Origin of the sequence: Pseudomonas sp. NFACC45, from assembly GCF_900113505.1 — a bacterium.
In the GTDB taxonomy this organism is placed as follows: domain Bacteria; phylum Pseudomonadota; class Gammaproteobacteria; order Pseudomonadales; family Pseudomonadaceae; genus Aquipseudomonas; species Aquipseudomonas tehranensis.
This window is the reverse complement of the sequence record NZ_FOPO01000003.1, coordinates 498,666-525,310: the sequence shown is the minus strand read 5'-3', so window position 1 is coordinate 525,310 and position 26,645 is coordinate 498,666. Positions and strand designations below refer to the sequence as shown.

General features: G+C 56.1%; 28 protein-coding genes and 1 pseudogene. 13 read left to right on the top strand and 16 right to left on the bottom strand.

Going from position 1 to position 26,645, the window contains the following annotated elements; all coding sequences use genetic code 11:
- On the bottom strand, positions 1-354 hold a 354-nt coding region (locus BM132_RS08095; RefSeq protein WP_092454461.1), incomplete at its 3' end, for a DUF6124 family protein.
- A 759-nt stretch (positions 355-1,113) separates the two neighbouring features.
- Between BM132_RS08095 and BM132_RS08090 the strand changes: the two genes are divergently transcribed.
- The 3 genes from BM132_RS08090 (at position 1,114) to BM132_RS08080 (ending at position 4,418) form a co-directional block, all read left to right on the top strand.
- Positions 1,114-1,539: a bleomycin resistance protein gene (locus BM132_RS08090; protein WP_092454459.1), complete on the top strand. Its 426-nt coding sequence runs from the start codon at positions 1,114-1,116 to the stop codon at positions 1,537-1,539.
- Positions 1,540-2,067: 528 nt separating this feature from the next.
- Entirely contained in the window at positions 2,068-3,528 is a 1,461-nt protein-coding gene (locus BM132_RS08085; protein WP_092454457.1) for a hypothetical protein, read from the top strand.
- 119 nt (positions 3,529-3,647) lie between these two features.
- Positions 3,648-4,418, top strand: a complete 771-nt coding sequence (locus BM132_RS08080) for a S1 family peptidase (protein WP_177218146.1) — start codon at positions 3,648-3,650, stop codon at positions 4,416-4,418.
- A gap of 211 nt (positions 4,419-4,629) precedes the next feature.
- Here BM132_RS08080 and BM132_RS08075 read toward each other — a convergent pair whose 3' ends face one another.
- A complete protein-coding gene (locus tag BM132_RS08075) occupies positions 4,630-5,685 on the bottom strand; it encodes a hypothetical protein (RefSeq protein WP_092454453.1) in 1,056 nt (351 codons plus the stop codon).
- A gap of 179 nt (positions 5,686-5,864) precedes the next feature.
- Between BM132_RS08075 and BM132_RS08070 the strand changes: the two genes are divergently transcribed.
- Positions 5,865-6,395 carry a hypothetical protein gene (locus BM132_RS08070; protein ID WP_092454451.1) on the top strand — a complete coding sequence of 177 codons (531 nt, stop codon included), beginning with the start codon at positions 5,865-5,867 and terminating at the stop codon, positions 6,393-6,395.
- A 43-nt stretch (positions 6,396-6,438) separates the two neighbouring features.
- Positions 6,439-6,648, top strand: coding sequence for a hypothetical protein (locus BM132_RS27900; RefSeq protein ID WP_143092334.1), 210 nt, complete (start codon positions 6,439-6,441; stop codon positions 6,646-6,648).
- Between the two features lie 68 nt (positions 6,649-6,716).
- Here BM132_RS27900 and BM132_RS08065 read toward each other — a convergent pair whose 3' ends face one another.
- Entirely contained in the window at positions 6,717-7,067 is a 351-nt protein-coding gene (locus tag BM132_RS08065) for a hypothetical protein (RefSeq protein ID WP_143092333.1), read from the bottom strand.
- A 170-nt stretch (positions 7,068-7,237) separates the two neighbouring features.
- Between BM132_RS08065 and BM132_RS08060 the strand changes: the two genes are divergently transcribed.
- Positions 7,238-8,368, top strand: a complete 1,131-nt coding sequence (locus BM132_RS08060; RefSeq protein WP_092454447.1) for a DUF3800 domain-containing protein — start codon at positions 7,238-7,240, stop codon at positions 8,366-8,368.
- 404 nt (positions 8,369-8,772) lie between these two features.
- Here the strand turns inward: BM132_RS08060 and BM132_RS08055 are convergent, their stop codons facing one another.
- Positions 8,773-9,630: a hypothetical protein gene (locus BM132_RS08055; RefSeq protein WP_143092332.1), complete on the bottom strand. Its 858-nt coding sequence runs from the start codon at positions 9,628-9,630 to the stop codon at positions 8,773-8,775.
- Between the two features lie 704 nt (positions 9,631-10,334).
- Between BM132_RS08055 and BM132_RS08045 the strand changes: the two genes are divergently transcribed.
- Positions 10,335-11,327, top strand: a complete 993-nt coding sequence (locus BM132_RS08045; protein WP_092454440.1) for a TerC family protein — start codon at positions 10,335-10,337, stop codon at positions 11,325-11,327.
- A gap of 113 nt (positions 11,328-11,440) precedes the next feature.
- On the opposite strand, the gene BM132_RS08040 is transcribed toward BM132_RS08045, so the two are convergent.
- The 3 genes and pseudogenes from BM132_RS08040 to BM132_RS08030 form a co-directional block, all read right to left on the bottom strand.
- Complete coding sequence (locus BM132_RS08040) at positions 11,441-12,652, bottom strand: hypothetical protein (protein ID WP_092454438.1); 1,212 nt, start codon at positions 12,650-12,652, stop codon at positions 11,441-11,443.
- A gap of 375 nt (positions 12,653-13,027) precedes the next feature.
- Positions 13,028-13,249: pseudogene (locus BM132_RS28665) on the bottom strand (hypothetical protein); the annotation flags it as partial.
- Positions 13,250-13,255: 6 nt separating this feature from the next.
- Entirely contained in the window at positions 13,256-13,735 is a 480-nt protein-coding gene (locus BM132_RS08030) for an Lrp/AsnC family transcriptional regulator (RefSeq protein ID WP_092397234.1), read from the bottom strand.
- 147 nt (positions 13,736-13,882) lie between these two features.
- Here BM132_RS08030 and BM132_RS08025 point away from each other — a divergent pair, with 147 nt between their 5' ends.
- The gene (locus tag BM132_RS08025) at positions 13,883-14,512 is read left to right on the top strand and encodes a LysE family translocator (protein WP_092397232.1); all 630 of its coding nucleotides are present in this window, start codon (positions 13,883-13,885) and stop codon (positions 14,510-14,512) included.
- Positions 14,513-14,693: 181 nt separating this feature from the next.
- Positions 14,694-15,104, top strand: coding sequence for a type II toxin-antitoxin system HicB family antitoxin (locus tag BM132_RS08020; protein ID WP_092454436.1), 411 nt, complete (start codon positions 14,694-14,696; stop codon positions 15,102-15,104).
- A gap of 132 nt (positions 15,105-15,236) precedes the next feature.
- Here BM132_RS08020 and BM132_RS28445 read toward each other — a convergent pair whose 3' ends face one another.
- Positions 15,237-15,383, bottom strand: a complete 147-nt coding sequence (locus tag BM132_RS28445; protein WP_177193336.1) for a hypothetical protein — start codon at positions 15,381-15,383, stop codon at positions 15,237-15,239.
- 166 nt (positions 15,384-15,549) lie between these two features.
- On the opposite strand from BM132_RS28445, the gene BM132_RS08015 reads away from it, so the two are divergent.
- Positions 15,550-15,963, top strand: coding sequence for a low affinity iron permease family protein (locus BM132_RS08015; protein WP_092454434.1), 414 nt, complete (start codon positions 15,550-15,552; stop codon positions 15,961-15,963).
- Positions 15,964-16,006: 43 nt separating this feature from the next.
- Here BM132_RS08015 and BM132_RS08010 read toward each other — a convergent pair whose 3' ends face one another.
- The 5 genes from BM132_RS08010 to fos all read right to left on the bottom strand — a co-directional run bounded on the left by BM132_RS08010 (position 16,007) and on the right by fos (position 20,325).
- Positions 16,007-16,915, bottom strand: a complete 909-nt coding sequence (locus tag BM132_RS08010) for an SDR family oxidoreductase (protein WP_092454432.1) — start codon at positions 16,913-16,915, stop codon at positions 16,007-16,009.
- Between the two features lie 77 nt (positions 16,916-16,992).
- Positions 16,993-17,505 carry a DUF4142 domain-containing protein gene (locus BM132_RS08005; protein ID WP_092397224.1) on the bottom strand — a complete coding sequence of 171 codons (513 nt, stop codon included), beginning with the start codon at positions 17,503-17,505 and terminating at the stop codon, positions 16,993-16,995.
- Between the two features lie 289 nt (positions 17,506-17,794).
- Positions 17,795-19,144, bottom strand: coding sequence for a sensor domain-containing protein (locus tag BM132_RS08000; RefSeq protein ID WP_092454430.1), 1,350 nt, complete (start codon positions 19,142-19,144; stop codon positions 17,795-17,797).
- A gap of 67 nt (positions 19,145-19,211) precedes the next feature.
- A complete protein-coding gene (locus tag BM132_RS07995) occupies positions 19,212-19,850 on the bottom strand; it encodes a LysE family translocator (protein WP_092454428.1) in 639 nt (212 codons plus the stop codon).
- Between the two features lie 58 nt (positions 19,851-19,908).
- The gene (gene fos, locus BM132_RS07990) at positions 19,909-20,325 is read right to left on the bottom strand and encodes a fosfomycin resistance glutathione transferase (RefSeq protein WP_092454426.1); all 417 of its coding nucleotides are present in this window, start codon (positions 20,323-20,325) and stop codon (positions 19,909-19,911) included.
- A gap of 263 nt (positions 20,326-20,588) precedes the next feature.
- Here fos and BM132_RS07985 point away from each other — a divergent pair, with 263 nt between their 5' ends.
- Entirely contained in the window at positions 20,589-21,824 is a 1,236-nt protein-coding gene (locus tag BM132_RS07985) for an aminotransferase class I/II-fold pyridoxal phosphate-dependent enzyme (RefSeq protein ID WP_092454424.1), read from the top strand.
- 12 nt (positions 21,825-21,836) lie between these two features.
- Positions 21,837-23,000, top strand: a complete 1,164-nt coding sequence (locus BM132_RS07980) for an MFS transporter (protein WP_092454422.1) — start codon at positions 21,837-21,839, stop codon at positions 22,998-23,000.
- On the opposite strand, the gene yiaY is transcribed toward BM132_RS07980, so the two are convergent.
- Positions 22,997-24,145 carry an L-threonine dehydrogenase gene (gene yiaY, locus BM132_RS07975; RefSeq protein WP_092397212.1) on the bottom strand — a complete coding sequence of 383 codons (1,149 nt, stop codon included), beginning with the start codon at positions 24,143-24,145 and terminating at the stop codon, positions 22,997-22,999. The two genes, BM132_RS07980 and yiaY, sit on opposite strands and share 4 nt — an antisense overlap.
- Positions 24,146-24,285: 140 nt before the next feature.
- On the opposite strand from yiaY, the gene BM132_RS07970 reads away from it, so the two are divergent.
- The gene (locus tag BM132_RS07970; RefSeq protein WP_092454420.1) at positions 24,286-25,305 is read left to right on the top strand and encodes a DUF4917 family protein; all 1,020 of its coding nucleotides are present in this window, start codon (positions 24,286-24,288) and stop codon (positions 25,303-25,305) included.
- 134 nt (positions 25,306-25,439) lie between these two features.
- Here BM132_RS07970 and BM132_RS07965 read toward each other — a convergent pair whose 3' ends face one another.
- Both BM132_RS07965 and BM132_RS07960 read right to left on the bottom strand, forming a co-directional pair.
- Positions 25,440-25,784, bottom strand: a complete 345-nt coding sequence (locus BM132_RS07965; protein ID WP_092454418.1) for a YegP family protein — start codon at positions 25,782-25,784, stop codon at positions 25,440-25,442.
- Positions 25,785-25,852: 68 nt separating this feature from the next.
- The gene (locus tag BM132_RS07960) at positions 25,853-26,434 is read right to left on the bottom strand and encodes a DJ-1/PfpI family protein (protein WP_092397206.1); all 582 of its coding nucleotides are present in this window, start codon (positions 26,432-26,434) and stop codon (positions 25,853-25,855) included.
- Positions 26,435-26,645: the final 211 nt, after the last annotated feature.

The window sequence follows — 26,645 nt, the reverse complement described above, 5'->3', positions numbered from 1 at the left end:
CTGCTGATTATCCAGTACGCGATTCACCGCTAACTCACTCAACATGATCACCTGTTGCAGCACCATCATCGTGTTGCGCTGCGAGCCTTCCATTGCGCCGGCGATATCACTGGCCATATCGCTGGCCGACGCCAGCGATTCGCAGGCGTGGACAAGCAGCGTTTCGTCATCCACCGTTGGGTCGATGAGGAAGATGTTGCCGGACTTGCGGGGCGGTATCTGCGTTTTCGGCGCCCCAGGATTGAGGTAGTAGCTGAGTGCGCGGTCTGCCGCCTCTTTTAGCTTCTTAGGATCGAGAGAGGCGTCGTAGGGTACTGGATCGATATCCGGGGGGTTGGGGGTAACCTTGAACATATGTCTAATTCCAGAGTTGGGGCCGCAACCGCTCTCGACTAAAAGAGGGTGGCGGCTGTACGCAGGTTAGTCGACCGGTGGAATTAGCAAACCCGGCGCGCCCAAGGGCGCCCTGCGCACAACCACCATCAAGTACAGGAATAGAATGACCTGACTGAATGGCGCTCATGCACCTTGCTAAAACCGACCGGGCGACTAAACCCGACCACTGATGGGCAGTGGCAGGTAAACGATAGAAGCCGAGGGGCACAGCGCACAAGCCAGCGGATTCTGACGCACGCGTAAGTAAGGACGCAAGATGTCGTAGCCTTTAGGACGTAACGCCGGATGTCTTTAAACATGCGCCTTGGGATGTGTTTATGATCAATAAACATCGAGAGTTTTGTTGATGTTTTTTGGGACTGAATTGCCGGCAGCACTGCGTTAGATTCGGGACGGGGAGACTGGACGCTGGCTATCACCTTTGGCCTCGCTGGTTGGGCTTTGAATCGTGCTCGTTGCGCACGGCAGGCACCTCAGAGCGTCGATAGGCTGGTGAGCGGCAGCATGGCGAGCGGACGGTTTGCCGATTTCCTTCTGGCTATGTAGCTTGTTCGAGGATGGATGTTCGGCGCGTAAGCTGCCACTCAAAAAGCGACTCGATCATTCCCGCCCGACCGTGCATCATCATGCTCGCCACGACCCCGTCGAGGCATCGAAGTCATAAATGCAGAACCTGCCCGCCTGCACAAATGAGCCTTGTGAAATGGAAGTCATCTTATGTTTGAACGTAACAAACTGGTTCCGGAGTTAATGGTAACCAGCCTGGAGAGCAGCTTAGCTTTTTGGGTTTCTTGCCTGGGATTCAAAGTAGCTTATCAACGCCCGGAAGATGGATTTGCATACCTTAATTTGAATGGGGCTCAAGTAATGCTTGAGCAGATTGATTCGGACGCGGGTCAATGGCTGACGGCACCGTTGACTAAGCCGTTTGGAAGAGGCATCAACCTACAGATTGATGTTGAGGCTGTCGCCCCAATCATCCAAAAACTTGATCAGGCTGGATTTTCACTCTATCGAGAATGCAAAGACACCTGGTATCGGGCTGAAAATGTAGAAGTAGGCCAGAGAGAATTCATTGTCCAGGATGCCGACGGTTATCTCGTAAGGTTGGTAGAGCGGTTGGGCGAGCGACCGGCTTGCTGAATCTGGATATGAACCAAGCCGACCGTCAGTTTTGGGTCGTTTACAGCCCCTCACGACAGGCAGAAATCGGCCATTAGCGGACGCTCACAAGCGACCGCTACTGGTCTGAAGAAACCCGACTCCCAATTAGGCGAGAGTTCTCGCCAGATAACCGCTTCGAGGGGACTATATAAATGACTGCAAAGGATCGAAAGCTGGCGTTCCCAACCGATAGCTATCGGCCAAAAGCAGACTTCTGGAAAGTTCAACGGGTACCTCGCTTCAGGCTGATTTCTGGCGTTCAAGCAGCCTGAAACTGGCGCAGGACTGAAGGTCGCCCAGAAACACTTGATGTTGACCCAGACTCCAGCCGACACGACGTTGGCGCGGGCCAGCTTGCCGAATCCTCTCGGTTGATAGCCCCCCAACCTCCCCAATTTGAAATCTAGCAAAGTGCTACTACTCTGAGAGCACAATCGCCCTAGGAGCCGAAGAAGGCGTATTACCTGAGGGTGCAAAAGCGGAGTATCCGATACCTGGGAGACGAAGGTGAACAGATTCAGCCTGCTTGTCATGATGCTCAGCGTTTTCATGATCCAAGGCTGCGCGAAACAACAACTGGAAACACGGGTAGCTTGGAGCTCCACCTGCTTCCAGGACCAACCCGCCACAGATGCCCGCGCCGCGTTCCTAGGTCCAATCGCCGTAGCCCTTGCGCCAAAGCTGATCGAAGGTGCGGTGGACGCCGCCGCCATGGCCCTAAAGAAAGCCGGAGAACGTGCCGAACTGGCGCAATCCTCCGGCAGGGCAATATCCCGTCCCTATATGGTGACCGCAGACTCAGACCTGCAGATGTCCGACGAACATCGTTGCCTCATCGTCAGCAGGGGGCGATTCCCCGCACCCATTGCTTCGGAAGAAGGCACTCTGCAAAGCCTCGTCGACGTTCAAGAGCGTGTATTCACCTTCGAAGCAACGGTGCAACACCTCAGTGGCGCACCCTACTTCCAACTTGCGCCTTACAGGCTGAGAGTTGGAACCTTCGAAGGTACCTCGCTCTGGTCACCCAACAAGCGCGAACTCAGCGTCGCCATTTCCATGACCCTGCCTGGCAGCGGCAGCCCCTTCGCCTCGACGGTGTTCACGTTCGAAGATATCCAGAGAAACACTGACTGGAATCCTTCCAACCAGGCTGCTATGCGTAAGACAAGCCCGCTATTGGCACTACCGCCGCTTCCGGAAAGTGGCAAGAAAGCCCAAGCTAAACAGGAAGCCTTCATCGCGCCTTATGTGCTGGCCGAATCCACGCTCATCGCCAAAACCACCGCAAGCATTCCACAGGCTGCGCAGCCACCTAACCCGCTGGCAGCGAACGACGTCGTGGCGAAGACGGATGATTTTTGCGCAAAAGTCAAAAGCTACAATAAGGACTTTCCTAAGTCCCCCATCAGCGACCCCAAATGCAGCCGTGAAATAGCGCTGGTAAAAGCCGAGGTCGACAAGGCATTGCTGAACGCACAAAGCCCGGATGCCCTTGAAAGCTGGGCAAGAGGCGTATGCCCCAAGGCAACCGGCACAGGTGAGTTGCTGAAGTGCCAAGCAAGCTATGTACCGCCCGTGAAACCCAACGCAAGGTTCGGCCACATGGTCGTGGATGTATCCGTCGTCGAAGCGAGGCAGGGAAACAAGTTCGCGGCGTTCTTGGGCAATGCCATCGGCTCAGCCAAGGCGGACCTCACCAAAGCCATCGCCCAGCAAGTCATTCCCGAGCAGAAAAAAGCTGTGCAGGAGACCAAGGATGCAGCGGATCGCTCCGCCCATCGCGAGGTCATATTGGCCGATCTCGCCGTGACCCAGTCGGAGCAGGAACTGGCGGAGATTCAGGCGTCTGGCAGCCCATCAGCCTCCAGCCTAACCACAGCGCGAGCTTCGGTGATCAAGGCAAAGATCGCTGCCAACGATGCCTACCGAACGGCAGGTTTGCCGCTTCCCTACCCGGAGCTCGGATAATGAAGGCCCGATTGATCAGGTCTACGCTCCGATATTGTTTGCTTGTATGGCTCTTGCTGCTACTGACAGCACACGCGGCGAGTGCGGCCCCACATGGCCCCAGTCCATTGAGCACCGCAATGCCGGACATCATCAATGGCCGCAAGGCCGACGAGCAAAGCAACCTCTGGCAGGCGGCGCTGGTCTACAGCTCGCTGCCTCGCGTCGATGGTCTGTTTTGCGGGGCTACTTTCATCGACGCCAAATGGCTGTTGACCGCAGCTCATTGCTTCCATGATCCGAAGACCTGCGAGCGCGCCCTCGAGCCCAAACATTTCTATGTGGCCCATGGCAGCGTAACGCTCGACAACAGCATTAAGCTTGAGACAGCGACGGACATCCTTTTTGCCCCCGGTTGGGACTGCAAGACCCTGCGCAACGATGTAGCGCTGGTCAAGCTGGGCAAACCTATGGGCACGCGAATAGTGACGCTCGCAGACGCATCGTTGTCTGCGCCCTATTTCAGGACAGGCACGCAAACTTGGATCACCGGCTGGGGGGTCACCGAAAAAGGGGCGCGTTCGGCGCGGCTGATGGAGGCCAAGATCGAGATCACCGATAAAGCCCGCTGCCAATCGGCCTATAAGGAGCGGGACTTGGAAAAATCGTTTTGCGCAGGCGATGCCAAGCACGATGCATGCACGGGTGATAGCGGAGGCCCTCTATACGTACGCACAGGAACCACCACCATCCAATTGGGGGTGGTCAGCTTTGGCTTCGGCTGTGCCAGGAAAGGGTTTCCAGGGGTCTACACCCTTATTGCCGACCATTTGGTCTGGATCAGGGAAAGCTCAACGACCTCCCCTTCTGCCATCTGCAGCGAGGCTGATATCAAGGCCAATCGTTGCTAGGAGTAGGAAGAGATGTCGCAGGACAGCATGGCGCAAGCCAGCGAGACCATGGCGTAGGATTTCGCAAGCTTGTCGTCGCAGGTGCCGCTATCCAGAGCTCGCAATTTGTGGCCAATCCCCGTCTATTACGAATGACTACTATGGGTCGATGCCTGCCGGTGGCTATCGGCAACAACCGGCCAGAAGAAGTCACGCGGGTAGGTGCTTTGGATTATGCCTTTTCAGAGCTGATAGCCCGCCAGACCTTCGCCCAAAAACCCGCCTTGGCATTCTCCAATTCGCCCTTCAAGCTTTTGATCTCATTGCCCCTGCTCGTATACGCCGTCTTGTATTTCCCCAGCTCGACATTCAGTTGTGCCACGGTTTGCGTCAGACCATCATTTGAAGCCACCAAAGCAGACTTGTCCTTTGCCAGCAAAGCTTTCGCTTCAGCGATACTGTCTCGTTGCTTGGAAACATTAGCAGCAAGAGATTCCGTCTCACGGTACTTTCTGACAATTGCCAGCATGTCCTGTCTGGTTTTCTCTGCCAGCTCCACTCGATCCTTTTCAGCTTGCCTAACATAATCCTGATGAAATTCAATACTCACTGGGTCAGAGAGGACTCTGCAAAACAATTGGTTTGAAGCGATATCGTTAATTTTGCGGTAGCCTCGCTCGATACTTCCCTCAATGTCATTTTTATCAATATATGTCTCAATATTAGTGCTTTTGGCAATCTTGATTTCGATAATGGGGATTCCGTGGTCACGGAAATCGACGACCTTTTGCATGCTGCACGGATTGGAGTAGCAGACCTCAATCGCCAGCTTCCCGCCCCACTTCTTGTAGAAGGGGTTGTCAGAGATGAACTCGCCATACAGATCAGGAACGTAGACATTGCCGTTCCCAAATCGCAGACGGGTTTCCTCTGCTACAAGGCGTGTGAACGTGAATGGGACGACCTCATCACCAATCTGGAAATTGATCGTTTGAAGCTGTGAGAGGATGGCTATCAGATAGGCGTGTGGAAGGGATTCTCCGTCGCTACCACCAGATCGAGTAGCCTGAACATCGACGCTCTTGTACCGAAAATACCCATTCTTGACGGCGACCATTTCACGGCGCTTCTCTACGCGGGAATGGGTACTGAAGAAGGTAAGCGCGCTGAATTCGGCAGGGTTCAGGCGGCGCATCTTGAGGACTTGCCAAATGAAGAACAGCTTGTACCTACCATCCTCCCGGTTGATGAAGCCATTAGCACCCTTCGCACACGCCCAAATCTTCATGCCTCTCCCTTACCATGAAAAGCTCTAGATCGGACCATACCAGTGCTCGACGGAGGTTTCAAAGCGTGGCAGGCTTATAAAATTCCTCCTGCGAGAGGGCGAGCACAGAACCTGTATTAAGGTGCCGCACCCACACGCAGGCAATGCGCTTGCCTACCACAACATAGAAAGATTCGAACGTGAAGCATGAGGAACTGCAATCAATCTTTGCCAAAATAGATGATTGCGACTTTGTTGGTGCCAAAGCGGAACTCCATGCACTGGCACAGGAGCTGGCACTCAAGGGAGAACTAGAATATTCTGATTTTCTTGCCGACTATGTTTATCGAGCTTCAAGAAATTTTGATAACACGCAACAAACGATGCCAATATCTGAAATAGAAAGGAAGTTTAAAATTCTCGACCAGGAATTTGAGAACCTGGTCGAAAAACAGAAAAGCATTCTTATCGGCGCACATGAACACTTCAAAGAATATGAAAAAATAACTACGACAACGCCTTCGTTCAGAACGTCCTTTTCATGGTTCAATGTAGAGCGCGACGATAACTTTCCACTTATCGACGCCTTCATGAAAAACGAACCGCAAACTCAGATAACGACTGGGAATATTTTTACTATTTTCATCAACCAACTTAAATTCTACGCGCGGCTAGAAAAAACAGGGACTACGACTTTTTTTAAATTACGGCCAAAGAGTTACAAACATTGAAGCGGGTAAGTTTTGGAGATACGTGGAACTCCGAAAGTTTTCCATGGCACAGAAAATTATCCTAGACGAAATCGATACGATTTCTGAAAATCTAAAAGGGCTAGAAGCCGAAGCAAATGAAATCCGCAGCTATTGGATAAACGATCGTAGCTCTTTAGAATTCAGGAATGATTTCACCGAATGTCTCGAAGCATTCCATAACGCGCGGGAAAATAGCTCAAGCCTACTAGACAATGACAATACAAGATTCTGAAATCTTGCCAGATAATCCCCTACGAAAGGCAGAACGTCACCAATAATCTGCCTTGCATTGAGCGCGAGTCAGTAGCCCAGCGTGTCCTTGGTCTGCTTACAGGTTCCCAACCGACCACGGACCTGACCAGTCAGCATATGTGTCTGCTTCGACTGATAGGCTTTGGTCGAGCCGTACTGCTGCTTCACAGCATCGAGCTTGTTCTTCGCCCCAGTCATCTGTGTCACGCAATCATTGATGTCTTTCTTCGACAAGGTTCGCGTGCCCGCCTGATTAGGAGTGCCTGGAGGGCGATTCTCGTACATCTTCTGGACCTCAGTGAGGCTTGCCAGTGCAGCGGCTTCATCCTTATTGCTTGCTGCCCATACCGAGCCACACATCACTACTGCAACCATTCCTGCTGCACACTGCTTGATCAATGGAATCTTCCTTTGTTATTGAGGGGGGTTCTATCCTACCGGCAGCCGTTAGCTACGGGCTATCTGAAAAGCCCTCCTTACGGAATGCAAGCCATAGGCTATCATCTAGGAATGCTGCGCCTGAAAGCACTCAACGCAACCCTGTACCGCTTGAAAACAAGGAATGTGTAATGAACAAGGTTTACCCCATTGAAGATGCTATTCCGCTGGCACCTGATGAAGACGAGAAAAAACCGGAGAAGAAGGTTTTAACCAAGGATGAAAAAATTGAGAAGGAGAAAAAAGAGCTTCTATCTTCAGTAGCTGCCGCTGACTTTTCTTCCTTGAAGCCTAGAGTAGCATACGTCTTAAACCTTTATCCTCATACTCGAAACAGTGACATTTCGCTTTCATTGAAATACTGGGAAATATTCCAACCAGATCTTTACAAAGAAAGCGGAATTCAACCGAAAGACCTATTCAAGCTGGAAAGGCTTCATTACATAGTCCGTGCCCGCGCTAAAATACAAAACGAGTACGAGCTATTTTTAGCGGATACTGAAATCAAAAAAAACCGCAGAAGAAATGAAGAGAAAATGGAAGGTGCAGTCATTGATGACTCCCCACCCGTCAAGAAGGTGCATATATTTTCAGATGAAACAGGGAAAACGCACAAATTCGTAATGGTCGCATCTGTGTGGGTTCTCAATGGCAGAGCAGTATTCGCCACCAGCAAAGCCATAAGCGAATGGAAAGCGAAATCTGCCTGGAAAAACAGAGAAGTTCATTTTACAAAGTTTGGTAAAAGCGATTACGAAACCCTGAAATCATACCTTGGAGTGATTTTAGAAAATCGTGAGTATCTAGGATTTAAATACATAGCAGTCGAGCGGGCGAAAACCAATCGTCCGATTGAAGAAACAATTCTCAAGCTGCATGAGCTGATGCTTGCGCGTGGTGCTGCTCATGAGCTGGAAAGCGGAAGGATAGATCTGCCGAGAGAGATGGAGGTAACTGTGGATGAAGAGCAATCGCTGGACTCCTTTGTTATTTCTGACCTGAGAGACCGTGTAGAGGAAACTTTCAAAAAACGGTATGAGGATAAGCTGCAACTGACCTCATTGCAGACCGCCTCATCAAAAAATAGTGCTCTGATCCAATTGTCAGATGTGATCGCGGGAGCGATAGGTCGAATTCTTAACCATGACGGGGAACGTAATTTTAAAGACGACATGGCTGACCTAGTTATCCAGATGCTAGATCTAAAAATTGAAGAAGGCGACATTGACGGACTTGATTCAGCGGCACGGTTCAACGTCTAAGGTTGAAGGGCAAGGCAAGGCGTGCTGAGGATATGGGTTTGCCCGTCACCGCCCCGCCACTTGCATAGCCTGCAAGCGCATTGAGTACGTTCGTATTTTCAGATTCGAGCATGACCAAGGGATCGCAACTTACCGCCAGATCTGGAAGCGCTTGCAAACGTCCAGATCTCGTACAGGAGCGAGGTTTGCAGATAGCCCAGCGTTGGTAGGATGGTCACGCTGGCTTGCTGGCGGCGGTGCCTACGACATTATTTTTCGTACAGTGCCTAGAAACACCTAACTCGTTGGTAGCTTGCGCACTGCGGGCATGCAGGCCAGCCGATCAAGCGAAACAAAACGCTTGATCGTTTCCCCCCTATACCGCATCAACCACTAATGCCCGCGATGATTGCGTTAAGCCTCATTCAACGAATCGCTAGGCGCAGTTCTCCCTCGACAAGCTTGGCAAGCTCCATCGTGCATTCCGCCAAATCAGAGAATGTAGTACTGACCGCATCGGAAATGCTTTTAAACTCCGCATAGGGGACGGGTTTCATCACAAATGTCTGGTTTTCATATCTGTAATCAAACTGTTCAAGACCGAGCAGTTGCTGGTGGAAGCTATCAACAGCGTTCCCCCAGCTCAAATATGCATTTTTCAGATCTTCACTCAGCAAGCCAGGCTGGGCGGTTCGCCTGAATATGTCCAGGTTGTCAAAAAGTTCAAAAAAGCCGCCGGGAAATATCTTGGGCTCTGATGACTCGCTAAACAGATGGATGAGTTGACTGAAGCTCACGGTCGAGAATAAAGTTTCGAAAAAATCCTGATCGTGTGATTTTTTTATTTCAGGAAAACCCAGCTCAGCTCGCAGAAAGCCTGCCTCAGGCGCGCTAACCACGTTCAGAATGTCATTGCAGTCGTAAATGGTCGTGTCTTTCGTGAAGCTCAATTTTTTTAGCTTCAATTTCTCAGCGAGCTGTAACATCTGCCCGGTGACAAAGGTGAAGCTTTCGGCTCCACCCTTTCGTGCCTTTTCCATGTCACTTAGGAATTTGGCCTCGATTTCGTCATAGGGCTTAAATTCTTTAATAGGAAAATAGCAAGCGACTCTCAAGGTTCCATCTAGGCTTTGAAGGTCTCGCCCACCATCTCGCCCACCCAACGGTGCCACATTCTCCAACCTAGGATACCCAATATACGAAAGAAAAGCAGTGACGAAAATCTCGGCTTTCCCGGCGCTGTATGGCCACATTCTAAGCACTGACGCGATGGAGTTTTGCATATAAGACCTGGCAGGTTGATTGGGCGATTAGATACTTCACCGATGCGTTTGAGCGCCCAATCATACCCATGGGCTCGGTAGCGAGCCATATGCCATCAATGCGGGCTGCGAGTGATTGACCCCGGCACATCTGAAGCCACTTGTGGGCTACGAGGGCATTTATGCCGTGATAGCTGCGATGGAAGTCCTCACTCCAGATCCCAGACATCTCTGAATGCCCTAGACCCCGCTGACATACCATTCAATATTGCACACCTCCGCCACATAAGGTATCTCGGAAATGACCAAAGGATAGCGCAACTTGAGGCGGAATTAACTGCAAGAATCCGGGCCCTCAGGGCATGATTTTCAATGTACACCAAAGCACCGTGCAGCAGGTTGTGAGAGACCGCTTTTGGCCGAAAGCTGCCCTTGAAGAAAGGCAGAACCGGCCATTTTCTACCGGTCATAACAGTCAGCCATCAGCCAAAGCGTACCTCTCTTTGAACCTCTCCAGGAAAGCAGGGTTTACTCAATTTCCATCAATCAACACTCCAACCTCAGCCACACCCTCCCCCACCGAAACACCTTGCAACCCTTACCTGATTGAGAAATCCCCCACGCCTCTCTAAATTTTTTCCCACAACGCCGGGCCCCTCTGACAGCGAATCGCTGCCATGTCGGAGTTGCAGTTTGTACAACTTCGACACTGAGAGGAGGGGCTTATGACTGCCCTAGAACCGTTCTTTTTTGCCGACTTTCTCGGCACCGCCACGTGGTTGTGGCTCGTTTTTATCAGCATCGTTATCAGCCTGTTGGTCTTCGACCTCGGGGTGTTACACCGTGAGCATCGAGAAATAGGCGTGCGTGAAAGCCTGCTGCTGTCTGCTGGCTATATCACGGCCAGTTTGCTGTTTGGGCTCTGGGTCTGGCAGGTCAAGGGCGGTGACGCCGGGATGGATTTCTACACCGGCTTTCTGATCGAGAAATCGTTGTCGATGGACAACGTATTCCTGATGGCGATGATCTTCAGCTTTCTCTCAATCCCGCGTAAGTATCAGCACGAGGTGCTGTTCTGGGGCATTCTCGGTGTGATCGTGCTGCGCGCGATCATGATTGGCCTAGGTGCGGCGCTGATCGCCGAGTTCAGCTGGATTCTCTATGTGTTCGGCATCTTCCTGCTGTTGACCGGGGTCAAGATGCTGTTCAGCAAGATCGATGACCACCCGGACCTGAGCGAAAACCTGCTGGTGAAGTTCCTGCGCAAGCACATGCGGGTGACCGATTACTTGCATGAAGGGCGCTTCTTCGTCCGCCAGGTGGATACCCGTGGTAAGTCCGTGCTCTGGGCGACGCCGTTGTTCCTGGCCCTGGTGCTGATTGAGTGCGCCGACTTGGTGTTCGCTGTGGACAGCGTGCCGGCGATCTTTGCCATCACCCAGGATCCTTTCATCGTCTACACCTCGAACATCTTCGCCATCCTTGGCCTGCGTGCGTTGTATTTCGCTCTGGCGGCGATGATTCACCGCTTCGCCTATCTCAAGTACGCCCTGGCGCTGGTGCTGGTGTTTATCGGCGGCAAGATTTTCCTGGTCGGCATCATCGGCAAGATTCCGGCGGTGATTTCCCTGAGCGTGACCCTGGCTTTGTTGCTGGGCGGTGTGCTGCTATCGCTTTGGAAAACCCGCGACCAGGCCTCTGCCCGCTCGCAGGTTTAGATCCAAACAGGTGGCGGCCGCTACACGAAAACAATATTGGCGCCTGCCATCGGGGGGCCATAGGCCGATGTCGTTGAATGGGTGAGGGGCAGCCGAAAGTGAGCCGCCCCTCGTCACTTAAACGCGATGTACTGTTGTGTAGGCGCGTTGGTGAACAGTCCGTCCCCCTTCGATGCGTTCTCGAATGCAGACGCGAATTGGTAGAGTCCGATATCGTTCATCTGCACGACCTTGCTTTCATTCTTCGATCCGTGGAGCGAGTGAAAGACAATGCCTCGAACGGGAATCCCCCCTGGGTTGATTAATGCGTTGAGGATTTTTACAGGTAAATCCGTCTTCGTTTCAGGCCCTATGTACGATGCGTTTTTGTTTGCCATATTGATAAGGCACCAGAACAACCATTTGGGTGACATTTGCTGGCCGGTACTGGGATGACCCAGTGTCGCGTTGACGCTTCCTTTCGCTTCAACAATCAGGTACTCAATTACGTTGCCTGTGCGCATGTCGCGTTTGACCCAGATCTGGTCTATTCCATTGGGGCGCATCCCGTTTGCGGACTTCCCCATTTTCATCTGGTAGTCCGTGCCATACGCGGTGATCAGGAGTTTGCTTGCTGCATATTCCCCGCGGGCCGACGTTATGGACTGCGAGGTCTTCAGATCTCCACGAAGGTTCGTGTAGTGGGTGCTCAAGCGATTTCCAGATTTGACATCGTTTCTTTTGAACCGGTCCCAGCCGAGGCTGTGATCCTCCCCCTGAAGCCAGGTGTTCACCGCTTCCCTGGTCGTGGCGTCGAGCCTGGAAACGGCGTCGTAGTGATCCCACGCTTCTTTTGCCTGCCGACGCACGATCCCTTGCTGCCGTATATCCTCGAATGCCAGCAACATCTGCGCACGATGTGTCCGAATCCACTGCACATGCTGATTAGTTGAGTCGAACAGCGGATGACTATAGGCGCTACCTTGGGTATGACGCGCATCCCGCCTCAGTGCCTGTGAGATTTCAGTTTGGCCCTGCACGTCGAGTAGAACGAGTTGGTCGGCGCTGGAATTGCTCGGCAGTACAGCGTGACGGTTCACAATCTGGCTGACCACGCTACTCTCGGGCGGATCCAGCAACTTTCGTATGCCTATCGTTCCGAGGGCTGTGTAAGGGTATTGCTGGCTCGATAAAAGCGTCAGGTTATTCGTGGTCAGATCCAGCGCAGGTTGGTCACCCAGATAAAGATCTACTTTCAGACCGCCAGGCCGCCCCGCTTCCAGGTTGTTCAAGATGCGTTGATTCAACGGGTCGTTGGTGTCGGTATAACTGGTCAACAGGTTCATATCAGGCGCCGTCCGTTGGCAAGGGTAAAGGCCGGATACAGAGCCGCAGTGAACGGTCGTTTACGGTCACTATCACTACGCGGGGCTTGATAGCAGCATAGAACACTGTCTCTAGAGTGTGAGTCTGAATTCAAAACCGGTAAAGTGAGATGCAATGCCCCACTCGCATCAGCCCTCCGCTAACAAGCAGAAAACGGGTTGACGAACGTGGCAATTCTCTCTAGATTCATCCCCATCGAAGCGACTGACCAGATGAGATTGAGCGCTTCCCAGCGACGAAAGTCGTAACCGCGCAAGGCGGTTCGTAAGTGGTGTCTGGATCTGCTTTACCGAATACGAAAAAGACGCCTGCGGCGTCTTTTTTCGTTTCTGTCTCTAACGCTTGGTCGATGTTGGCTGCCGCATGTGGATCTTACCGCACAGCAATATAAAGCCCATCCTGCCCAGTAATCGAGGCGGTTTGTCGGTTTGGTGATAAGCGCTTTCAACGACAAGGTTCAGGTCCTGAGGCTTATTCTTGGCAGCCCGACGTATCTCAAAAAACACGTGATAGGGTCCGTTCGGGTCTACGATCGTCATTGAGTACGCCCAGTTGCGAAAATATCAACCGCCCCCCGGCAAATGCCCCAACGGCAGCGCCCCCGGCGTCTTCACCGTATGAATCGCAAAATTACTCCGGATGTCACTCACCCCCGGCAACTTCAGCAGTCGCCCAGTGAGAAAACGGTCGTAGGCCCGCAAGTCGGGCACCACCACTTGCAACAGAAAGTCCGATTCGCCTGACACCAGAAACGCAGAGATCACCTCCGGCAACGCCGTGACCGCTTGGCGAAACGCTTCGGCCTGTTCGTCGTTGTGCCGTTCAACCTTGACGCCGACAAAGATTGTCAGCCCCAGGCCCACTTCGTCGCGATCGAGGACGGCCTGGTAGCCGCGAATCACGCCGGCCTCTTCCAGCATCCGCACGCGGCGCAGGCACGGTGAGGCGGACAGGCCGATTTCTTCGGCCAGTTGCACGTTGCTGAGGCGGCCGTCGCGTTGCAGCGCGGCGAGGATTTTGCGGTCGAAGGCATCCAGTTTCATGAATTGGCATTTTCCGATTGATCCAAGTGAATATGTAGCAGGTTATGCCAATTTAAGCGGTGTTAGAAGCTGACTTCGCAACCACCTGCCCTGCCCCTCAACCCTAGACTGACACTACCGAAATCGTCGATATGCAGGAGGTGTGGTGTGGCAGAGCTCTGGTTGTTTTTGATGGCGTTAGTGGTGGTGTACCTGTTGCCCGGCCCGGACATGATCCTGCTGCTGCAAACCGGCGCTCGTCAGGGTAAAGGCGCGGCGCTGGCGACAGCCGTGGGTCTGGGGATCGCTCGGGGGTGTCATGTCGCGCTGGCAGCGTTGGGGCTTTCGGCGTTGTTCAAGACCGCGCCCTGGACCTTTGACGTGGTGCGCCTGGCCGGTGCCGCGTACTTGCTATGGATTGGTTTTCAATGCCTGCGCACTTCGTTGTTGCCAAGCTTTGAAGGGGCCGGCGTTGAGGCAGGAAGCCGACAGTGGCACCAGTCGATTCGACGCGGATTGTTGACCAACCTGCTCAATCCCAAAGCGCTGCTGTTTTGCTCGGTGTTGTTGCCGCAGTTCATCGACCCACAGGGCGGGCCAGTGCTTGGGCAGTTTGCAACCCTCGGCGTGGTGTTGGTCAGCGTCGGCTTGCTGTTTGACAGCGCCTATGCGCTGGTGGGCGTGGCGCTCGGTCGCTGGCTCCAGCGCTCTCCTTCGGCCCAGCGTATGCAGCAGTGGTTGTTTGGGAGTCTTTTGATTGGGTTTGCTGTGCGGCTGACGTTTGTGCAGCAGTCGTAGTGCGGATGCATTTCGTTGTGCTTCACATCCAGAAATAACCCCAACGCGGCTTCTAGACTGGGTTGCGATGACGGCGCTTGCTTACACTCGGTGGTTATAGTGTTGATCATCAGAGCAAGGTGGGTATAGTACCTACCACGCACACCACGCGGAGGTGATGCACTCCCGGAGAACGATTGACATGCTTTACCCGATTGCAATTTCCATGGGCGATGAGAAGCACGCTTGGGGCGTTGAAGTACCGGATATTCCCGGTTGTTTTTCTGCTGGCGATGACCTGGACGAAGCCATGGCAATGGCCCGCGAGGCTATTGAGGGGCACTTCGAGATTCTGGCGGAGGACGGCTCGCCGATTCCATCGGCCAATACAGTCACCTTGCATGCGGCCAATGCGAAATACGCAGGCTGCACCTGGGCGCTGGTGGATATTGATGTGACCAAATATCTGGGTAAGGCGCAGAAGCTCAACATCACCTTGCCCGGCTATCTGCTGAACCGTATCGACGATTACGTGCTGCACCATCCTGAAGAAAAAAGCCGCTCCGGTTTTCTCGCATCGGCGGCGCTGAAGGTGTTACAGCAAGGACGTTGAAAGCAGGCCTGCCCCACACCCTGTGGGAGCGAGCCTGCTCGCGATAGCACCCTGTCAGCAACATCAATCCCGCTGATCCGACGCCATCGCGAGCAGGCTCGCTCACACATCCAGCTCTTTGCAACAGGCCGGTTATTTTTTCTCCGAACCGGACTCCTGCATCTGCACCGACGACTTGGTGCCATCGGTGTTGTCCTTGGTCTCGTTGTCCGAGTTGTCAAAGCAGCCTTGCAGAGCGAACAGGCAACAGGTCAAGCAAAAGGTACGCGCAAGATTCATGGTGTACTCCGATTGAGGGCTTTAAGCAGTGACCTCCGGATACGGCAAATGGTTGCGACGACCTTGCGGGTCAATGAACTTAAGGCCGCGCCGCCCATGTCGGTAGAATTTTCATCGCTTCGTTGCTGTCACACCAGACAGGTGCATCCCAGAAGGAAACGCAGCAATGAATTTCGCAAAAATCGCACAAAAACTGGCCCTGTGGGCGGGTAGCCCCAAGACATTTTTGGGGGCGCTGGTGTTGTTGGTGCTCTGGGCCGCCAGCGGGCCGCTTTTCCAGTTCAACGATACCTGGCAACTGATCATCAACACCTCCACCACGATCATCACATTCCTGATGGTGTTCCTGATTCAGAACACACAGAACCGCGATACCGACATCTTGCATCTGAAGGTGGACGAGCTGATACGGGCGACCAAGCATGCACACAACGCGATGCTCGGCCTGGAGTCCCTGGACCTCAAGCAATTGGAAGCGATGCGAAAACACTACCAGGCGATGGGTGAGGAGGAAGCCAAAAACCTTGGCGCCGAACAAGGCCTGGAGCAAAAAAACAAGATCGATCTGAATCAGTGCTGAGCAGACGGCGCGAGTGGGGATTGCCCACTCGCGCGGCTTAGCATCAAGGCAGCGGATTACCACCCGTCACGCCAAACACTTCCCCGGTGATGTAGCTCGATTCCTGTGACGCCAGCAGCACATAAAGTGGTGCACATTCGGCCGGTTGGCCGGGGCGCTTCATTGGAACCTGAGAACCAAAGGTGGGAATTTTCTCCTGGGGTTGTCCGCCGCTGGGTTGCAGCACGGTCCAGATCGGGCCCGGCGCCACAGCATTGACCCGTATGCCCTTGCTGATCACCTGCCCCGCCAGCGCCTTGGTGAATGCGACGATGGCCGCTTTGGTGGTGGCGTAGTCCAGCAACGTGGCAGACGGATCGTAGGATTGGATCGACGCCGTATTGATCACCGTCGCCCCCGCCGGCATCAGCGGTACGGCTGCCTTGCAGATCCAGAACATCGCATAGATGTTGGTTTTCATGGTGTCATCAAATTGCGCGGTGGTGATATCGGCAATGTCCTTCTGCGCTTCCTGTTTACCCGCGACATTCACCAGAATATCCAGGCCGCCCAGTTGCTCATGGGCGCTTCTCACCAGTTGGCCGCAGAATTTTTCATCCTTCAGATCGCCGGGGATTGCAATCGCCTTGCGACCTTCGGCCTCAATCAGCTCAATGACTTGCCGGGCGTCGCGCTCCTCGCTGGGCAGATAGTTGATCGCCACATCTGCGCCTTCCCGGGCGTAAGCAATGGCGGCGGCGCGACCGATGCCCGAGTCGCCACCGGTCACCAAAGCCTTGCGCCCTTCCAGGCGCCCGAACCCCTGATAACTTTTTTCACCGTGATCGGGCTTGGGCACCATGTCCTGATCGATACCCGGTGGCGACTGCGGCTGGTCGGGAAACGGCGGACGGGGATATTGAGTCAAGGGGTTCTGCATCGCGTATTGGTTGGGTTCTCGGCGTGTAGACATCGAACTTCTCCTTTTCGGCGGGCAAAGTGAGCCGGGACGCAAGCGCCCTGGCCCGGAATACTAAAAAGTGCGGCGAATCAGCGACTGGCCTGGAGCGCCCTGGCCATTTCGAGATGGGTCTGCAACTTGGGCAGGGTTTCGTCGGCGAACGCCTTGATTTCCGGCACCTCGGTGGTCTTGGCCTGCTCCTCGATCTGCGCGATGGCTTCCTCGGTGGCCTTGACCTGGCTGGCGGCATAGGCAGCATCGAACGACTCGCCTTCGGGCACTTGCGGTACGGGCGGTATCAGGCTCTTGGCCTTGTCAGCCACTTCTTCCGGTGGTGGGACAGGCAGGTCGAGCTTTTTCGCAATCTTGGCCAGATGCTGGTTGGCGGTGGTGCGGTCATTGATCACCATGATGGTGTAATCCTTGACTTCCCTGGACTCGGCTTTGCCGTGGGCCATACGGCTGGCCTCAATGTCAGCCATGCCTTTGGCCGAAGCATCATTGATAAATTCGGCAGGCGATTGTGCCCAAGCACTGCTAGCCCCCAGGCCCATCAGCACGACGAGACTGGTGGTGCGTAATAAGGTGGCCATCCGGCTCATGGTCACGCCCTCCTCTGATAGAAGTTGCGGCGGGTCTTCCCACCACTGAATCAGAACCACCTGTGACGCTTTAACAAGATGCCTTCCCGATTGCAGCCGATGTCGGCTTTCGACAGGCGCATATCGAGGGTCATGGTGGTGGTTCTCCCACATCTGCGACCCGCTCCAGACGCCTTCGTTCGATCGGGGACAATGTTTCCGGCGAGCGGGGCTCTCAGGACATTCGAAAGGATCGGGGACTGAAAGGTTTGAAAAAACGTCCTGCGGCACGACGAACGGCGGCGCGCAGTCAAATACCGAACGTTTGGTGATTCTGGCGTTTGGCGGCGTACATCGCCTCGTCAGCGTGGCGGAACAGCGCAACATCTTCGCTGCCATGTTCGGGGAAACAGGCCACGCCGATGCTCGGTTCGATGCTCAGGCAGTGCCCGTCCAGGCGCAGCGGCTGGCTCAGTGCATGACGGATCTTTTCTTGCACACGGTGGGCATCTTCCAAAGTCTGGACACTATGGAGCAGGACGACGAACTCATCGCCGCCAATACGCGCCACGGTATCGGTGTCGCGCACACAGCCCTGGAGCCGGCTGGCCACTGCCTGCAATAACATGTCGCCCACTGCGTGGCCGTAGGTATCGTTGATCTGCTTGAAGCGATCCAGGTCGATATACAGCAGCGCCATGCGCCCAGACGCCGCCCGGGCGGTGGCCAGTGCGGCCTTGAAGCGTTCGCGCAGCAATTCGCGGTTGGGTATCTGGGTCAACTGATCGTACTGAGCCATGCGCTGCAACCGGGCGTGCAATTGCTGACGCTCAATGGCGATGGTGAGCTGCGCACAGACGTATTGCAGCAACTCCTTGTCTTGCTCGGTGTAGCGCTGGTTGTCTTGCGCGCTCTTGACGATCAACGCACCGATCGTACCGCTCTGCGAGATCAGTGGCACGCCCAGCCAGCAGGGGGCGCTCGGTTGCGCCACCAGGTCACCAAACCCCAATGGCAACTGACCGCAACCGGGCGTCAGCAGGATCGGCTGGCCACTGCGAATCACTTCGGCGCACAGGCGCTTGGTGACCGAGCCCGGCACATCGGGCTGTCGCTCCAGGTCATCGACGTGATAGGCAAAGGTCAACTGCTCGCACTGCTCGTCATACAGCGCCACCGAAAAGTTCAGCGCTGGCAGCCATTCGCCAATGATCAGGTGAATGCGCTTGAACAACGCCAGCAAGTCCGCTGCGGCATGGGCGGCCTCGGAAATCGCATACAACGCTGCTTGCCGGGACTCGGCCTGCTTGCGTTCGGTGATATCCCGGGCCACGGCGATCCGCAACCCGTCGGCCGGCGACCAACGCGCCGACCACAAAATATGTACCACCCGCCCGTCCTTGCGCAGATAGCGGTTCTCGAAATTGAGCTTGGGTTCGCCGTCCATGATCTCCCGCGCCGCCTCCAGAGTGCGCTGGCGGTCGGCAGGGTGCACCAGGTCGATCATCGGCTGACCGATCAATTCCTGCGGGGTGTAACCAAAAATGCGCTCACAAGCGGCGCTGACAAACACAAAACGCCCCTGACCGTCGACGGCGCACACGGCGTCCATCAAAAGATCAATGTAGCTGGCCAGCGGCGCGGAATTGCGAGTGTCCATGGGGCTGGTGATCTTCCGATAATGCAACGTTGAAGAAAGCCTTACGTGCGCAGCCGGTACGTCAGCCTTACGCCTTGCTGGCCAACAAGCCTGGCACTGCATGCCACAAGGCGTTGATGGCAAAACCAATGAACATCACGCCACACAACCGGGTGATTGTCAGTTCGTGACGCTGATACAGCACGCGGACCCGACTCGCGCCAACAATACCAATGAGGATAGCGTAAGCGATCAGGCCGCCCAGAAAACTGAGTGCGATCAGCCAAGGCAACATCGACCAGTGCAGCAGCTCGGCACGGCTGGACAGCAAAGCCGTGAAGGTCGCCACCGCCACCGGGTAGGCCTTGGGATTGGTCAGGCCGAATATCACACCGTGCCAGAACGGCTGACGCGCCGGGCCTTGTGGCGCACCGGCGCTGCCTGCGCGGGCACGAACGGCCCGCAGGCCCAACCAGAACAGATAAAGCCCGCTGATCACGCCCAATACATCGAACGCTACGCTGCCTATTTCCCGTGCACCGACAATCGCTACCAGCGCGGTGCCACACCAGATCACATCTCCCAAAAGGTGCCCGCAGAGAAACCCAGCCCCGGCCCGCCGCCCTCGTGCGGCGCCAATGCCGAACACCGCCAGCACTCCAGGCCCTGGCGTGATGCCATAGATGAAGCCGCTGGCAAGGATAGTGAACAGCAGCGAGGGGGTCATGACGGGCGGTCCTGTCGGATATCGGCGTGGTGCAGTTTATCTGGCTCTGCACGCAGGATCACGAAGCCGAAAAAAACTCCATGCCGGCATAAGGCGCCTGTCGACAGGCCTGTAGCCGGGAAGGCAGATCTCCCACATGGATTTCAAGTTTGTGCCCGTCCGGGTCGAGAAAGTAAAACGAGTCACCTTCGCTGCGGTTGTCGCGCCACGACACCACTTGAGCCGCCTTGAGCCGCGCCACCAGTACCGGAAAGTCCTGGGCACCGATACTGAATGCGTAATGGGTGTAGTCCGCCGCAGGCGTCTTCTTGCGCAACGGGTCAACAGACAGGCACAACCATAATCCGGCCAGCGACAAATAGGCCCCTGTGTCCCACCGGGCCTCAAGACGAAGCTGCAAGAGCTCGCTATAAAAAACCACACTGGGGTCCAGCTCGGTGACAGCCAGTGTCAGATGATTGAAACCTGAGAGCATCGACGAGCAACCTTTGGAAAAGAAACGGATGAGTCACGTGCCGTGGGCTCAAGGGTGAAAGCATGGCGTTGCCCAGCTCCGACAGCGCAAATGGATTCCCCGCCCAACCCCTTAGGCAAGATCCTACACAGAAGTCTCCGGTAACACTCAAACACGCCGGAAACGGCCGATTCAAAGCCCCGCATCATGATCTGTAAAGTCTGGAAACACACAGAAACAGCCCCCACGGACAGCACCACTCAACCAAGGAATGTAATCGCACCATGAGCCAGACAGCACAGCCGACCCATCGCTACACCAACTACCGTAAAGTCATTTCCCTGGCGGACCAGGATTGGCGGAGCGCCGAAGTCGGAAAAATCTCAGGGCTGAATGTCGAGGTCAAGACACCCAACGTCCTGGTCGACCAGTACGGCCGAACCTTTCACCACTTCTGTACCACGTCCTACCTGGGTCTGGACCACCATCCCGCGTTGCTGGACGGGGCCATGACGGCCCTGTGGGAAACCGGCACCTTGCGCGTCGCCAACTCGAAAAACCGCTGCAAGCTGGCGATCCTGGACCGATACGAAACCCAATTGTCGGAGTTGTTTGGCGCCAGTTGCCTCAGTGCCCTGTCATGCAGCGCAGCGAGCGCCGGGATCCTGCCGTTGCTGGCCAGCGGCGCGTTCACTGACAATCGGCCGCCTGTCATGGTGTTTGACAAACATGCCCATTACTCGATGAACCACCTCAAGGCCGCCTGCGCCGATGAAACCCAGGTCATCACCGGCCCCCACAACGACATGGACTTTCTCGAAGACGTGTGCAAACGCCAGCGCAACGTGGCGTATGTGGCCGATGGAGCCTACAGCATGGGTGGGGTGACCGATATGGACAGCCTGCTGTACCTCAAACAGCGCTATGGCCTGTTTCTCTATCTGGATGACTCCCACGCGCTGTCGGCCATAGGGCAATGCGGAGCGGGCCTGGTCCGTTCACGCTTCCACGCCGTGGACGAGCGCACGCTGATTGTCGCCTCGCTGGCCAAATCATTCGGGGCCAGTGGCGGCCTGGCGATGTTTGGCAGTGAACGGCACAAAACACTGGTGCAGCGCTACGGCGGGCCGAGCAATTGGTCCCAGAGCCTGAACGCGGCGGCCATTGGCGCCGGCATGGCCTCGATCCGCCTGCATCGCAGTCGAGAATTCAGCGCCTTGCAGGAGCGTTTGCAGGCTAATATCCGCCTCTTCGATAGCCTTATCCGCACCGAGCAGCTCGGCAATACCATGGCGATCCGCCTGGTGACCTGCGGTGCAGCAGCCCTGGCCAACAGGCTGGCAGTCGAACTGGCCGACCTGGGGTATTTCACTTCAGCGGTCTTTTTCCCCGTTGTGCCGCAAGACAAGGCCGCAATCCGCATCACCCTGCGCGCCGACATGGAGACGGACGTGATTCGCTCGTTCTGCGAACGGATCACCGATCTGCTGCAGGCACACGGGCGTGACATCCGTCCTTGAACGAGCGCCTTGATGAAGAACCGTACGACCCTGATCATCACCTGCACCACCGTCTTCCTGGCACAACTGGGCATGAGCATCTACTTGCCGGCCCTGCCCGACATTGCTCGGGATCTGGGGGCCGATGCGTCCCGGGTTTCCTGGGGCTTGTCGGTTTACCTGATCGGCATGGCGCTGCCGATGTTGCTGTGGGGCAGCGTGAGCCAGCGTCTGGGACGCAAACCGGTATTGCTGGCGGCATTGGGGTTGTACGGCCTGAGCAACCTGGCCCTACCGCTGGGTACAACAGTGGAGGCGTTTTTGACGCTCAGGTTGATTCAGGGCATCGGCGCCAGCGGTATATCGGTGATGGCCAGGGTATTGATCCGTGACAGTTTCAGCGGCGATCTGCTGGCCAAGGCCCTCTCATGGATCTCTATAGCCTTCGTGATTGCCCTTGGCATCGGTCAATATCTGGGCTCTTTGATCCAGGTTGCCTTCGGCTGGGAAGCGATCTTCTACGGGTTGGGTGCGGTCAGCCTGGCCATGGCGGTCGCAGTGTCCCGGGTCGGGTTTGCAGTGCTGACAGAAGGCAGCAACGGGCAATCGGCGTGGCGCGTGTACGGCAGGATACTCAGATCCCGAGGGTTTTTATTGCCAGCATTGGCCGGCGGCCTGGGTTACGGCGTGATTGTCGCGTTCAACACCGCCGCGCCACTGATCCTGCAGGAAAGCTTTCATTGGTCAGCGATTGAGTACGGCCTGCTGGGCTGGCCGATCAGTGCGGCGTACCTGTTCGGCGCGCTGGCGGTCAACGCCTTGGTGCTACGCACCGGCCAACGACGATTGATGAGCTGGGGCCTTGCGCTGGTGCTGGGCGGCAGTGCGACCATGCTGCTGGGGAGCGTCGCGCTGAGCAGTGTCGCGCTGCTGTTCTGGTTGCCGTACTGCTTCGCGGTATTCGGTCAATCGTTGAATTACCCCATCAGCCTGTCCCTGGCCAACGAGGGTTCACCGGTGGCCGGCGCTTATGCCATGGCGTTGAGCGGTTTTCTGCATCAGTTGATGGCCTCACTCATCGGCGCCACGGCCAGCCTGTTGTTGAGCCAACAGGCCTGGCCGCTGGCGGCGTTGTGCACGCTGTTGGCCGTGACGGCGCTGCTGTGCGGGCGGTTTATGCCAGCACGGGTCGCTTAAAAGGCGCTGCGGAAAATCTCCTCAATCTGCCGTTGATCCCCTGCCCGCGGGTTGGTCAGGCCACAAGCGTCCTTCAATGCGTTGGCAGCCAGTACCGGCACGTCGTTGAGGCGCACGCCCAAATCACGCAGGCCGGCCGGAATGTCTACGTCCCGGGCCAGGCTGCGGATCGCCGCAATGGCAACCCGTGCGCCTTCCTCCGGACTGAGACCGTGCGTATCGGCACCCATGGCATTGGCCACGTCGGTCAGCCGAGCGGCACATACCGAGGCGTTGAAACTTTGTACGTGGGGCAACAGCACTGCATTACACACGCCGTGGGGCAAGTCATAAAAACCGCCCAGTTGATGGGCCATGGCATGCACGAAACCCAACGAGGCATTATTGAACGCCATCCCCGCGAGAAACTGCGCGTAGGCCATGTTCTCCCGTGCCGTCAGATCGTTACCGTCGCCCACGGCCTGACGCAGATTATTGCTGATCAAAGTGACCGCTTTCAGCGCGCAGGCATCGGTGATCGGATTGGCAGCCGTGGATACGTACGCTTCGATCGCATGAGTCAGCGCATCCATGCCGGTGGCGGCCGTCAGCCCTTTGGGCATCGCCACCATCAATGCCGGATCGTTGACCGACATGAGCGGCGTCACGTTGCGGTCGACAATGGCCATTTTCACGTGGCGAGTCTCGTCAGTGATGATGCAAAAACGAGTCATTTCGCTGGCCGTACCTGCCGTGGTGTTGATGGCGATCAGTGGCAACTGCGGTTTACTCGAGCGGTCAACGCCCTCGTAGTCACGGATTTCCCCGCCGTTGGTGGCGCACAAGGCGATGCCCTTGGCGCAATCGTGGGGCGAACCGCCACCCAGCGACACCACGAAATCGCACTGGCTCTCCTTCAACAACCCCAGCCCGCGCTCGACATTGGCGATGCTGGGATTGGGCTTGGCACCGTCGAAAATTACCGAATCGATGTCCTGCAGCGCCAGCAGTTCGGCCACCTTGCTGGCGACGCCGGCCTTGGCCAACCCTGCGTCAGTGACGATCAGGGCCTTGTGAAAGCCGTAGTTGCGGATGGCGGTCATGGCCTCGTCGAGGCAACCCAGCCCCATGACGTTCACGGCGGGAATGAAAAAAGTGCTGCTCATGGGAGATGCTCCTGGAAGAGGCCGGGATTGGCAGGGCTACCAGAATGACCGACTGGTCACGGCGCATCTTGATCTGGCTCAAGACTGGGTCGTGATAAAGTCGCGCCCTGCCTTAACCACGTTTTGAGATCACTTTCGCAATGACCGACTTCCAGCAATACGACGCCCAGCTCGAAGACTGGGAAGCCTTGCGCGCCAGCACCGCTTTCAGTGGCTTGCTGCTGGGTAACGGCGCCAGCCGCGCCGTTTGGGACGATTTCGGCTATGACTCGCTGTTCGAAAACGCTCGCACCGTCGAAGAAAAACCCTTGAGCCCGTCGGAAATGAGTGTGTTCGACGCGATGCAGACCCGCAGTTTCGAACAGGTACTCGGCGCGCTGAAAACCACCAGCCGGGTCAACAAGGCCCTGGCCGTGAGCTCCGCGGCACCGCGCAACCGCTACTACGCAATCAAGGAAGCACTGATCAACACCGTGCACGCGGTGCATATCCCGTGGCGACTGGTGGAACCTGCGACCCTGGCGACGCTGAATCAGGAGCTGGGCCGCTATCGCACGGTGTTCACCACCAACTACGATCTGCTCAACTACTGGGCGATCCAGCATGCGCCCGAGACCGTCACCGACCTGTTCCTGGGCAACGATCACAGCTTTGATCTGAGCCAGGCCGGCACGGACAAACCCCGTCTGTTGTACCTGCACGGTGGCCTGCACCTGGTGCGCAACCAGGACGGCACGGCACGCAAACTGACCGCCACCGAAGGCACGCTGCTGGGTAGTTTCGCCATCAACAATACGATCAAGACCCTTGACGACGTGCCGCTGTTCGTCAACGAAGGCCCGAGCCAGGACAAGCTCAAGACCATCCGCAGCTCCGATTACCTATCGTTCTGCTACGACCAGTTGCTGCACCACCGCGACAACCTGTGCCTGTTCGGCCATGCCTTGGGCGAACAGGACAGTCACATCGTCCATGCCCTGCGCCAGGCCGCGCCGAAAACCGTGGCGATCTCGATCTACCCCCGCAGCCAGGCGTTCATCCAGCACCAGAAGCGCCATTACGCCAAGGTGTTCCAGGGGTTGGCGGTTGAACTGCGGTTCTTCGATGCCAAGACTCATCCGCTGGGCAACCCGAAGCTGTCGGTGCCGGTGGAGGTTTAGCCTCCCAGTCAGCGCAGTACCGTGGCGAGGGAGCTTGCTCCCGCTCGGCTGCGAAGCGGTCTGAAGAGTTTGCCGGCCGTGTAGCCGTCATCGCGAGCAGGCTCGCTCCCACAAGGGCGAGCCTGGCGATGCGGTCAAAACGCCGCCAGCGTCTTGTCCTTAATCACCGTGGTCGGTCCGTTGGCCATGACGCTGGCAATGCCCTTGTCCCGGGCGGCGTCAGAGGAATAGCTTTCGCTGCTGCCGATCACTTCGTGATTGCCAGCCTTGAGGTTGAAGTAAGGGTGGCCGTCCTTGGTGCTCTTGAGTTCATAACGTTCGGCCAGTGGACTGTTCTTCTGCACCGAAGCGATGCCACCGTCGGCACCGCTGCGGGTCGTATACAGCTCGCTGGTCAAAATCGTTTCGGCGTTGGCCGCCTTGAGCACAAACTTAAACTGGCCGTTGCTGCTTTTGCTGACTTCGTACCATCCGGACATGTTCTTTCTCCTGGGCGGTTGAGGCATCCCCAAGAGTAAAGACCCGCTGCGCTTGTTCTGCCAGTGCCTTACAAGGTGATGGCCGTGCCCAGCAGCGTCAGGAACCCCGCCAGCCAGTTCGGGTGCGCCGGCCAGGCCGGGGCGGTCGCCAGATTGCCTTGAACGTGGCCTTCGGTGACCGCGCACTCGATAAAGGTCCCTCCGGCCAGACGCACCTCCGGAGCGCAGGCGGGATAAGCGCTGCATTCGCGCCCTTCCAGGATGCCCGCCGCTGCCAGCAATTGCGCACCGTGGCATACCGCCGCAATCGGCTTGCCCGCCTGGTCAAAGTCACGCACCAGTTGCAGGACTTTCTCATTCAGGCGCAGATATTCCGGCGCACGTCCGCCCGGCACCAGCAACGCATCGTAATCAGCGGCCTCGACACTGACGAAATCATGATTGAGCGCGAACAGATGCCCCGGTTTTTCGCTATAGGTCTGGTCGCCCTCGAAGTCGTGGATCGCCGTGCGCACGGTCTGCCCGGCGGTTTTGTCCGGGCACACGGCATGAACGGTGTGACCGATCATCTGCAAGGCCTGAAATGGCACCATCACTTCATAGTCTTCGACGTAATCGCCAACCAGCATCAGGATTTTCTTTGCGGCCATGGGAAGGACTCCTTGAGGAATGCGTAGGTAGTGAACGCATTAAAGGTAGTCCGGTACGTCGGTAGATGAGGGATAAGCGCTGATTACCTGACGGGCTGCACATCGCTGGATGCTGCATGCAACGTGTGGGAGCGAGCCTGCTCGCGATTCAGGCGGCGCGATTTTTCAGGTACACCGCGTCATCGTTCAATCGCGAGCAGGCTCGCTCCCA